Source organism: Kitasatospora mediocidica KCTC 9733, from assembly GCF_000744225.1.
GTDB lineage: Bacteria > Actinomycetota > Actinomycetes > Streptomycetales > Streptomycetaceae > Kitasatospora > Kitasatospora mediocidica.
In genome coordinates this window covers 778,354-788,733 of record NZ_JQLN01000001.1, presented here as the reverse complement: position 1 = coordinate 788,733, position 10,380 = coordinate 778,354, and the positions used below count along the sequence as shown (strand labels likewise).

Genomic DNA, 10,380 nt, shown 5'->3' with positions numbered 1-10,380 from the left:
CACTGGTCGCGGCCGTCGGCGCTGGTGTGCGCTGCGCGCGGGTCAGGCGTCGGTGCGCTTGAGCCGGTACGCCGCGCCGGCCAGGGCGAGTGCGGTCCACAGGGCGAGGACCAGCAGGCCCGTGCCGGGCGCCAGGGTGTGCGCGTCCTGGTGCAGCGCGTACATCGAGTCGCCCGCGTGGCTGGGCAGGTACTGGCTGACGTTGTTCTGCCAGCTCGTCGGCAGCAGCGAGACGAGGCCGGGGACCAGCATCAGCACGCCGACGAGGATGGCGATGCCACCCGCGACCGAGCGCAGCAGCGCGCCCAGCGCGACACCGCAGACACCGATCAGCGCCAGGTACAGACCGGCCATGAACAGGCTGCGCAGCACGCCCGCGTCGGAGAAGGTCAGCGCGGCACGGGTGCCGGAGACGATCCCGCTGCCGAAGCCGAAGGCGACGAACGCGCCCACCGTGCCGACGACCAGCGCGACGACGCCGAACACGACGGCCTTGGCCCAGAGCACCGGCAGCCGGCGCGGGACGGCCGCGAGCGTCGAGCGGATCATGCCGGTCGAGTACTCGCCGGCGGCGACCAGCACGCCGAGCACGCCCAGTGCCAGCTGGCCGAAGTTCAGGCCGAACAGGGTCAGGCTGACCGCGTTGGCGCCCAGCATGTCCGGGTCCATGTGCTGGCCCGCGTCGAGGTTGGCCTTGAAGCGCCAGGCCCGGATCAGGCCGAACGCCAGGACGAAGAACAGCGCCAGCGTCAGCGTGATCCAACTGGACCGCAGCGACCAGAACTTGGCCCACTCCGAGCGCAACACCCGGGCGGCGGTGACCTTGTAGGCGGGGCGTCCGGCGCGCTCGGGCGCGGCCGGAGCGTCGGTGGGGGTGGCGGTGGCGGTGCTCATGCTGCGCTCCCGACGGTCTCGGCGGCCTCGACAGCCGCAGTGGTGGTGGTGCCGTGGTACTCCACCGCGTCCCGGGTCAGCTCCATGAACGCCTCCTCCAGGGAGACGGCCTTGGTGTGGAGCTCGAAGAGCGCGATGTTGTGCTCCGCCGCCTTCAGCCCGATCGCCCGCGCCGCCAGCCCGGTGACCTCCAGCTCCTCGGAGCCGGACCGGCCGGTGATCTCCACGCCCGGGCCGGCCAGCAGCTCGCGCAGCCGTGCGGGGTCGGAGCTGGCGACCTTGACGGTGTCGCCGCCGGACTGCCGGATCAGGCCCTCGACGGTGGTGTCGGCGAGCAGCCGTCCGCGTCCGACGATGATCAGGTGGTCCGCGACCAGGGCCATCTCACTCATCAGGTGCGAGGAGACGAAGACCGTGCGGCCGTCGTCGGCCAGGCCGATGAGCAGGTTGCGGATCCACAGCACGCCCTCCGGGTCCAGGCCGTTGACCGGCTCGTCCAGCATGATCGTCGCCGGGTCGCCGAGCAGCGCCGCCGCGATGCCCAGCCGCTGGCCCATGCCCAGTGAGAACGCCCCGGCCCGCTTCTTCGCCACCTGCTGGAGGCCGGTCATCTCGATCACCTCGTCCACCCGGCGGCGCGGGATGCCGTGGGTGAGTGCGAGGGTGTTGAGGTGGTTGAACGCGGAGCGCCCGGGGTGGATCGACTTCGCCTCCAGCAGCGCGCCGACCTCCTGCAGTGGGGCGGCGTGCTCGGCGTAGCGCCGGCCGTTGACGGTGACCGAGCCGGCGCTCGGGGCGTCCAGCCCGACGATCATGCGCATCGTGGTCGACTTGCCCGCGCCGTTGGGGCCGAGGAAGCCCGTCACGGTCCCGGGCTTGACCGTGAAGTCGAGCCGGTCGACGGCGGTCTTCTCGCCGTACCGCTTCGTGAGCTGCTGCGCCTCGATCATCGGGTGTTCCCCTGGCCTTGGGCGGCCGGACGACCCGGCCTGCGTTGTGCTCAACGCTACGAACCCGCGAGCCGGAATCGGTCGTACCCAGGGACCGACCCCGGCCGCGGGGTGGTACCGCGGTACTACGACCGGGTCACCCGCCCGCCACCTCCGCCCGCAGCGCGTCCACTGCCCTGGCCAGGACCTTCGCCCGGTACGGGTTCGCCGCGTCCAGGGCCCGGGCGACCTCGACCGCCTCGTCCAGCAGCGCTTGCCTCAGCGCGGGCAGCTCCCGCGCCCCGGGGGCCCAGGCGGCCTCGACCAGCACGTACGCCAGTTTGGAGCCGTAGACCTCCGGGGCGGTCCCCGTCAGCAGCCGGTACATCTCCACCGCCTTCGGCCCGCGCACCACCCGCCGGTCCGCGCTGCCCAGCAGCACCTTCGCCCGCAGTACCGCTTCCTGGTCCATCGCGTTCCCCCTTTTTCGTCCGCCACCCCCACCCGCCGCCGACGGCGGGGCAGCACGACAGGCGCACCGGCACCTGCGGACAGGTCCCGGCGCGTGGCCGTGGGGAGTGGATGCCGTCGAGTCTGCGGCTCACCGACGGGTGGCGACAAGGGACGACGGACGTGCTCTCGGTCCTACCCGCCGAGCCTCTGACGAGGCATGATGGATCTGACACGCTGTCGCCCCGCGTGGGCGGTCCGGCCGAGCCCCCTCCAATCCCGTTTCTGGTGGCTGTCGGTGGGCCGGAGTAGGTTGCCGGTGGATCGCCACCGTGGGAGGGGCTCGCATGCAGGAAGACGTCATGACGGCTGGGCCGGGACTGCGGGTGTACCCGGAGGCGGCGGAGGTGTTCGTCGCAGACCAGCTCGAACTGGCCGCGCACCTGCACCCGTTGGTCTCCATCGACCTCGCGCGGGTGGACCCGGCCTGGCAGGGGTGGATCCACCTGGTCAGCCCGCTGGAGCCGGCCGAGGGCTATCTCGGCGACCACACCGAGGCGTTCCACTCCCCCCTGCAGACCACCAACTGGCTCGGGTTCGCGATCGAGGGCGACCGCTACCGCCTGCTCGGCGACGTGCGCTACTTCGCGCGCGCGACGACCGCCGACGAGCTGCCGGAGCCGACGGACGGCTTCCGGGCCCGCCTCGACGAGCACTGCCGGGGCGAGGAGCGCAGCTACCAGGCCTTCCGCGACTCGTTCCGCCGTGAGGGCAGACTGCTGATGCTCGACGACGACGGCTCCCCGCTGCACGGGAACCTCGACGGGGTCGCCCTGCTGGACCAGCTCGGCGGGACCGACGCCGGCGGCAACTGGTCGGAGGCCGGGCTCTTCCCGCTGGAGTACGACGGGGACGAGGCCGCGCCGGTCAGCCCGGCCGGTCACCGGTTCCGCTTCGTGGCGGCGGTGCCGGGCTGGCACTACCGGCGCGGCGGCGCCGACTGGATCCTGCTCTTCTTCGAGCCCGTCGAGCGGTTGGCGCTGCTGACCTTCGACTGGAGCTGACCGCCGGACACCTGCCGCCTGCCGCCGGCCGGCCTGGTGAACGTCCGAGCGCGCTCCATCCGTTCTTGCTGGGTGAGGGCGTCCCGGCGCAGGACCGGGGTGCGCGACGACAGGAGAGTGGCGATGGCCGAGGCGAACCAGGAATTCGAGCTGGCTTCCGTGTTCGACACCGTGGACCCGGTCACCGGACCCGGCTTCGCCGCGGACCGTCCGCGCATCGACGACAGCGTCGAACGCGCCGCCCTGCTGCGGTACCTCCAGGCCGGTGAGGCGGTGCTGATGACCCCGATGCTGATGGACGACGTCGTCGAGCCGTCCCGGCTCGCTGTCGTCCCGATGACCTACCGCACCGACAGCTCGTGGATCTGGACGGACACCGTCACCTACTACCTGGACCGCTACGCCCTGGCCCCCGAGCCGGGTCTGCTCGCGCACCTGCGCGCGCGGTGCGCGGCGGGCGTCACGCCGGAGGCGGACGCGGACGTGCTGGAGCGTGCGGTGGCGTTCATCCTCACCCCGCCGGAGGAGGCCGCCGAGCCGGTCTGGCGGGCGGGCGGCGCCGCCGAGGCCGCGTAGGGCCGTCTGGCCGTACGGCGGGACCGGTGGCTCGGTGGCTCGGTGGCGCGGCGCAACGGTCTCGCGGACCGGTGAACCCCGGAGGTCACCGCGTCCGTCACATCGGATGGATGCGTTTGCGTGAGGACTGTCGTCGAAGGGCCAGGGAACCAGGGTGGGCAAGGACCGGTACGGCAAGAGCGGACGATCGGGCGAAGCGGAGGGCACCGGGGTCGGGTACCAGCTGCCCGCGGTCGCCTGGGCCGTGGAGGAAGCAGAAGCGCCGGAGCAGCCGCAGGCACAGGAGCGGGCTGAGCCAGCAGCCACCGGGCGGCTGCCCGAGCTGCCCGAGCTGCCCGAGGTAGCCGCGGTGCCCGAGGCGAAGCCCGAAGGCGAAGGCCCGGGCGGTGACCCCGACGGCGGCGACGCCGAGAGCACCGGCGCCGACGCGGACGGCGCGGCGGAGCCCCCCGCGTTCGCCGCCACCGACGGCCTCGGCGCCGTGACGGCCGGCGCCGCCACGGCCACCGCCGTCAAGCCCAGCCGGATCTCCAAGCCGATGATCGCCGCCGCGGCGACCGCCGGTGTGGTGCTGATCGGCCTGCCGCTGGTCCTGTCCCACCTCGGCGGCGGCGGTGCCCCCGGCGGCCCCAGCGCCGGTGCCCCGCCCGGCTACACGCAGCAGAGCGGCGGCGGCAACGGCTACGTCCCCAAGGCCGACGCGCACGGCGACATCGGTCCCGGCACCGGCCCGCAGGGCCCGGGCCAGCCCCCGCAGGGCGGCACGACGGGCGGTGGCGCGGACGCCGGCGGCACGACCGGCGGCGGCAGCGCGGGCGGCGGGTCGGGCGCGGGACCGGTCGCGGCGGGTGCCGCGGGCGCGGGCGCCGTGGTGGCGCCGCTCAGCAGCGGTTCGGGCGCCGGCGCCAACCCCGCCGGCTCGGGCGCGGGCGGGAGCCAGCCGCAGGGCCAGGCCCCGCAGCAGCCGGGCCAGCCGGGCCAGCAGGGCCAGCCCAACACCCAGCCGCAGACCCAGCCGCAGCCCAACACCCAGACCCAGCCCCAGCCGCCCGCGCAGCCCCCGCGCCCACCAAGGCCGCGCCCCCGCCGGCGCCCAGCTACACGGGTGTGGCCGGTCCGTTCTGCGCCAACAGCGGGACCACCTTCCAGCAGAACGGCTGGTTCGACCAGGGCCAGGCCGGCTGGGTCACCAACTCCGGCAACAGCGGTTGCGGCGGCCAGTTCAACTCGATGCCGATGTCGGGCGCGTCCGGGAAGGACTCCGGCAACTCGGTGGTCTGGACGTTCAGCACCGGCGCGGTCACCAGCGGCAGTTGCACGCTGTCGGTCTACGTCCCGGGCAACGGTGACGTCAAGGCCGTCGGCGGCGCTCCGGCATACTACACGGTGCAGACCGGCAGCAGCCCGGGCAGCGGCACCATCGGCTCGTTCACCGTCAACCAGGTGGGCAACCGCGGCGCGTGGGTGAACGCCGGGACGTACCCGGTGAGCAACGGCCGGATCGGCGTGATGCTGCACGACCGCGGCCAGGACTGGACGAACACCACCAAGACCTACGCCCACCTCGCGGCCGCCGCCGTCAAGGCGAACTGCACGGGCTGAGCGACGGCGACGACACCTGCTCCACCGAGCGGTCCGGTCCGGCCATGAACGACGAAGGGGAACAACGAGCATGACGCGCCATGTGCTGACGGTGTGTGCGGAGCAGCGGGAGGGCGGCTACCGCACGATCGGCGAGGCCCTGGAGGCGGCGCGCAGTGGTGCGGTGATCAGCGTCCGGCCGGGCCGCTACGAGGAGAACCTGGTGATCACCAAGATGGTGACCATCACTGCCGAGGACGTCCGCGGCAGCGTCCGGATCTCGCCCAAGCGCGGCGCGGTGATCCAAGTGGTCGCCGAGGCGGTGCAGTTGACCGGTCTGGTGCTCCAGGGGCAGGACGACGACCTGCCGACCGTCGATGTCCCGCGCGGGCAGGCGGCGTTGCAGGACTGCGAGGTGATCGGCAACTCCTGGACGGCCGTACTGACGCGTCAGCAGGGCGCGTTGGCGATGCGCGGCTGCCGGGTGGTCAACCCGGCGGGGGCCGGCATCGTGGAGACCTCCACCGGCAGCAGCGTGATCGAGGACTGCGTCATCGAGCACCTGGGCACCTCCGCCGTGGTGATCGGCGAGCGGGCCAACCCGGTGGTGCGCAACTGCGTCATGCGCGACGCCCGCGGCAACGGCGTCTGCGCCAACGGCGAGGCCCGCGGGGTGATCGAGGACTGCGAGATCTCGGCCACCGACAAGCCCGCCCTCGCGCTGGAGGAGAACTGCTCGACCCGGGTGCTGCGCACGGCCGTGCGGGACACCTCGGTCGGCGTCTACCTCAGCTCCTCCTCCCGGGTGGTGCTGGAGGACTGCACGGTCACCGGCACCCAGGGCCACGCCGTGGTGCTGGCCGCCGGCACCGATCCGGTGCTGCGCCGGTGCCGCACCTCGCGCAGCGCCGGGCACGGCATCCACGTCGGCGGCCGCTCGCGTGGCACCTTCGAGGAGTGCGAGGTGAGCGGCGCCGAGGGCACCGGCATCTGGGTGGGGGAGTCCGCGGGCCCCTCGCTCACCCGCACCGCCGTCCGGGACTGCGGGGACGTCGGCGTCGAGCTGGTCGGCGAGTGCTCGGCCGAGTTCGACCGGCTGGAGATCCGCGACGTGGCCGGGCCCGGTGTGAGCGTCCGGGAGGGTGCCAACCCGCTGCTGCGCCGGCTGAACGTGATCGACGCGCGCGGGCACGGCATCGAGGTACTGGGTGACGGGCGCGGCCGGGTGGAGGCGTCCGAGATCAGCTCGGCGGGCCGGGCGGGCGTGCGGATCGAGGACGGTGGCAACACCTACCTGGGCTCCACGACCGTGCGCGGCTCCGGCGGCCCCGGCGTCTCGGCCGGCCGGACGGGGATCGGCGCGCTGCGCGACTGCGACGTGATCGACTCCGGCGGGGACGGCCTGCTGGTCGAGGACGGCGGCGAGTTGACCGTCACCCGGTCCCGGGTGCGGGGCAGCCGCCGGCACGGCGCGATGCTCGCGGCCGGCAGCCGGGCGGGCCTGAACGCCTGCGAACTGATCGACAACACCCTGGACGGCATCCGGATCGAGTCCACCGAACCGGTCCGGATCACCGACTGCGTGGTGACCGGGAACCGGGGGCCGGGCTCCGGCAGACCAGGCCGAGCAACCGGCTGGCCGTGGAGAACCTGACCAGCAGCGAGAACGTCAGCGCCGACGCGCACGGCAGCGCCACCGCGTCGGGCGGATCGGCCGAATCCGGTGAACCGCGCGAGGGCGGCGAGCCGTTGGAGCCGGGCGGTGAGGAGGGCTCGCCCGCGCAGCCGCAGGGCGTCCCGGAGCCCGAGGGCCCGCTCGCGGTGCTGGACTCGCTGGTCGGCCTGGCCGGCGTCAAGGAGCAGGTGGCCACCCTGGTCAACCTCAACAAGCTGGCCAGACGCCGCGAGCAGGCCGGTATGCCGTCCCTCCCGATGAGCCGCCACCTGATCTTCGCGGGACCGCCCGGCACCGGCAAGACGACGGTGGCCCGGCTCTACGGCGCGATCCTCGCCGAGCTCGGCGTGCTGCGCAGCGGTCATCTCACCGAGGTGGCCCGGGCCGACCTGGTGGCCGCGATCATCGGCGGCACGGCGATCAAGACCACCGAGGTCTTCAAGGAGGCGCTCGGCGGCGTGCTCTTCATCGACGAGGCGTACGCGCTGTCGACCGGGGGCGGCGGCAACGGACACGACTTCGGCCGGGAGGCGATCGACACCCTGGTCAAGCTGATGGAGGACCACCGGGACGACATCGTGGTCATCGTGGCCGGCTACTCCGCCGAGATGCAGGACTTCCTGGCCTCCAACCCGGGCCTCGCCTCGCGCTTCAGCCGGACCGTCGAGTTCTGCAACTACGAGGTGGACGAGCTGACCACCATCGTGGAGCGGGCGGCCGGCGCGCACGGTTACGAACTGGCCGAGCACACCCGTGAGGCGCTCCTGGAGCACTTCGAACGGATGGCCAAGGGCGCCGACTTCGGCAACGGCCGGGCGGCGCGCAAGGTCTTCGAGGAGATGGTGGACCGGCAGGCCTCCCGGCTCGCGCTGCTCTCCGAGGTGGGCGACGCGGACCTCGCGCAGCTCGTCCCGCTGGACGTCGGCGTCGAGGCCGCGGCGGCCGTCGCCGCCGCGATCGCCCAGGAGGCGGGCGAGGAGCCGGTCCCGGCCAGCACCGAACTGCTCGACCAGCTGCGCGCGATGGTCGGCCTGCCGGCCGCCAAGGAGCAGGTGGAGGACCTGGTCAACCTGATCAAGCAGGTCCGCCGCCGCGAGGAGGCCGGCCTGCCGACCGCCAAGATCAGCCACCACCTGGTCTTCGCCGGACCGCCCGGTACCGGTAAGACCACCGTCGCCCGGCTCTACGGCGAACTGCTCTCCGAGCTGGGCGTGTTGACCGGCGGCCAGCTGATCGAGACGGCCCGGGCCGACCTGGTCGGCCGCTTCGTCGGCCACACCGCGCAGTTGACCAAGGAGGCCTTCGAACGGGCCCGCGGCGGCGTGCTGTTCATCGACGAGGCGTACACCCTGACCCCGCGCGGCGGCAGCGGCAACGACTTCGGCCAGGAGGCCGTGGACACGCTGATGAAGCTGATGGAGGACCACCGCGACGAGGTCGTGGTGATCGTCGCCGGATACCAGGAGGAGATGCAGGGCTTCCTGGCCTCCAACCCCGGTCTGGCCTCGCGGTTCTCCCGCGAGATCGCCTTCGAGCACTACACGGACGACGAGTTGACGACCATCGTGCGGATCCAGGCCGAGACGGCGGGCTACCTGTGCGCGCCCGAGACGCTGGAGGCACTGCACACGCTCTTCGCCTCGGTGCCCCGGGACCGCTCCTTCGGCAACGGCCGGTTCGCCCGGCAGACCCTGGAGTCGATGGTCACCCGGCAGGCCGGACGGCTCAGCCGGCTGGAGATCGACGACCTGTCGGAACTCAGCCTGCTGCTCCCGCAGGACATCCCGGTGCACCGGGTGGGGAGCACCGCATGACCCACCGGTCCGCCCCGGCTGCCCTGGCAGCGCTCTGCGGCCTCCTGCTGGTGCCGCTCGCCCCGGGGCCCGCCCGCGCCGACACGCCGCTGCCCGCCACCGGCGCACCTGCCACCGGCGCACCTGCCACGGGAGCGCCGGTCGCAGGCGCGTCGGCCGGCGCGGAGCCGTCCTCGCTGCCGACCATCGGCCAGACCAACTCCGCGTTCCAGCAACAGGGGTGCCTGCACGCCTCGGCCCGGAGCACCGACCTCACCCCGTGGGCGCAGACCTTCCTGCGCCCGGACGCCGCCTGGTCGCTCAGCCAGGGCGCCGGGGTGACGGTGGCCGTGCTGGGGTCGGGAGTTGACGGTACGTCAGGTGTGTTCGGCGGCCGACTGGCGCTCGGCCCACGGGAGTACGGCCCGGGTGACTCCGGCCGGGACTGTGTCGGCCACGGCACCTTCCTGGCCGGGCTGATCGCCGCCGGCCGGCAGAGCGGCGTCGGCTTCGCCGGGGTCGCCCCCGCGGCCCGGATCCTCGCGGTGGCGATCACCGACGACGTCGGCAACACCGCCGCCGACCAGGTCTCGCGCGGCATCCGCGCGGCCGCCGACGGGGGAGCCCGGGTGATCGACCTCGCGATGCCGCTGCCGCCCGGGAGCGGCCAGCTGGCCGATGCGCTGCACTACGCCGACGGCAAGGGCGCGCTGGTGATCGTGCCCGCCACGGTGGACCCCAGCGGCGCGAGCGCCGGCGCGGCGGCCGCCCAGGCGCCGACGGCCCCGGACGTGCTGGCGGTCGCCGACCTCGGCCCCGGCGGCGCACCGGCGCAGTCCCCGTCCCAGTCCGCCGCCCCCGCGTCCCCGGCGGCCGCGCGGGTCGACCTGGTGGCTCCCGGCGACTCGGTGATGAGCGTCGGCCCGGGCGGCGTGGGCTACTTCACCGGAACGGGACCGAGCTTCGCCGCCGCCTTCGTCGCCGGCACGGCCGCCCTGGTGCTCGGCTACCGCCCCGAGCTGACGACGGAGCAACTGGTCCACCGCCTGGAGGCCACCGCCTACCACCCCGGCACCGCGCTGCCCGACCCGCAGCTCGGCTACGGCACGGTCGACCCGGTCGCCGCCGTCTCGGCCGTCCTTCCCGAGGAGCACGGCACGGCGCCCGCGCCCACGCCGTCCGCCGCCTCGACGGCGATGCCCCCGGTGCGCCCGCAGCCGGCCGGGCGTCAGGCCGCGTCCGTCGCGGGCGGCGCGCTGGGCGTGGCGGTGCTGGTCGGCTGCGCGGCCGTGGTGCTGCCACGCGGCCGCCGCCGCAGCTGGCGCCCGGGGCCCTCGTAGCGTCACACCCCGGCTGTTAGGCCGTGTCTGACAATTCCCGCCGGGCCCGCGACGCCGGGCATCCCGGCTGGACGCACC

At 74.0% G+C, this 10,380-nt stretch carries 7 protein-coding genes and 1 pseudogene; 5 read left to right on the top strand and 3 right to left on the bottom strand.

All coding sequences use genetic code 11. The features are described 5' to 3' along the window. Window positions 1–42: 42 nt before the first annotated feature. The 3 genes from BS80_RS03280 to BS80_RS03270 form a co-directional block, all read right to left on the bottom strand. A complete protein-coding gene (locus BS80_RS03280; RefSeq protein ID WP_035792356.1) occupies window positions 43–894 on the bottom strand; it encodes an ABC transporter permease in 852 nt (283 codons plus the stop codon). Beyond that, window positions 891–1,844 carry an ATP-binding cassette domain-containing protein gene (locus BS80_RS03275; protein ID WP_035792354.1) on the bottom strand — a complete coding sequence of 318 codons (954 nt, stop codon included), beginning with the start codon at window positions 1,842–1,844 and terminating at the stop codon, window positions 891–893. Before BS80_RS03275 ends, BS80_RS03280 begins: the two co-directional genes overlap by 4 nt. Before the next feature lie 136 nt (window positions 1,845–1,980). Then, the gene (locus tag BS80_RS03270) at window positions 1,981–2,295 is read right to left on the bottom strand and encodes a hypothetical protein (protein WP_035792351.1); all 315 of its coding nucleotides are present in this window, start codon (window positions 2,293–2,295) and stop codon (window positions 1,981–1,983) included. A gap of 340 nt (window positions 2,296–2,635) precedes the next feature. On the opposite strand from BS80_RS03270, the gene BS80_RS03265 reads away from it, so the two are divergent. The 5 genes and pseudogenes from BS80_RS03265 (at window position 2,636) to BS80_RS03240 (ending at window position 10,302) form a co-directional block, all read left to right on the top strand. After that, entirely contained in the window at window positions 2,636–3,337 is a 702-nt protein-coding gene (locus BS80_RS03265; protein ID WP_035792348.1) for a hypothetical protein, read from the top strand. Window positions 3,338–3,460: 123 nt separating this feature from the next. Next, the gene (locus BS80_RS03260) at window positions 3,461–3,913 is read left to right on the top strand and encodes a hypothetical protein (RefSeq protein WP_035792345.1); all 453 of its coding nucleotides are present in this window, start codon (window positions 3,461–3,463) and stop codon (window positions 3,911–3,913) included. A gap of 1,107 nt (window positions 3,914–5,020) precedes the next feature. Beyond that, window positions 5,021–5,515 (top strand): hypothetical protein, encoded by a 495-nt coding sequence (locus BS80_RS03250; RefSeq protein WP_035792339.1) that lies wholly within the window; start codon window positions 5,021–5,023, stop codon window positions 5,513–5,515. Window positions 5,516–5,585: 70 nt separating this feature from the next. Beyond that, a pseudogene (locus BS80_RS03245) lies at window positions 5,586–8,983 on the top strand (right-handed parallel beta-helix repeat-containing protein). Further along, window positions 8,980–10,302 carry a S8 family serine peptidase gene (locus tag BS80_RS03240; RefSeq protein ID WP_051965817.1) on the top strand — a complete coding sequence of 441 codons (1,323 nt, stop codon included), beginning with the start codon at window positions 8,980–8,982 and terminating at the stop codon, window positions 10,300–10,302. The pseudogene BS80_RS03245 and the gene BS80_RS03240 overlap by 4 nt, the downstream one beginning before the upstream one ends. Window positions 10,303–10,380: the final 78 nt, after the last annotated feature.

Excerpts from the sequence above, each read along its gene's own strand:
- BS80_RS03280 (WP_035792356.1), bottom strand. The coding sequence starts at position 894 with ATGAGCACCGCCACCGCCACCCCCACCGACGCTCCGGCCGCGCCCGAG.
- BS80_RS03275 (WP_035792354.1), bottom strand. The coding sequence starts at position 1,844 with ATGATCGAGGCGCAGCAGCTCACGAAGCGGTACGGCGAGAAGACCGCC.
- BS80_RS03270 (WP_035792351.1), bottom strand. The coding sequence starts at position 2,295 with ATGGACCAGGAAGCGGTACTGCGGGCGAAGGTGCTGCTGGGCAGCGCG.
- BS80_RS03265 (WP_035792348.1), top strand. The coding sequence starts at position 2,636 with ATGACGGCTGGGCCGGGACTGCGGGTGTACCCGGAGGCGGCGGAGGTG.
- BS80_RS03260 (WP_035792345.1), top strand. The coding sequence starts at position 3,461 with ATGGCCGAGGCGAACCAGGAATTCGAGCTGGCTTCCGTGTTCGACACC.
- BS80_RS03240 (WP_051965817.1), top strand. The coding sequence starts at position 8,980 with ATGACCCACCGGTCCGCCCCGGCTGCCCTGGCAGCGCTCTGCGGCCTC.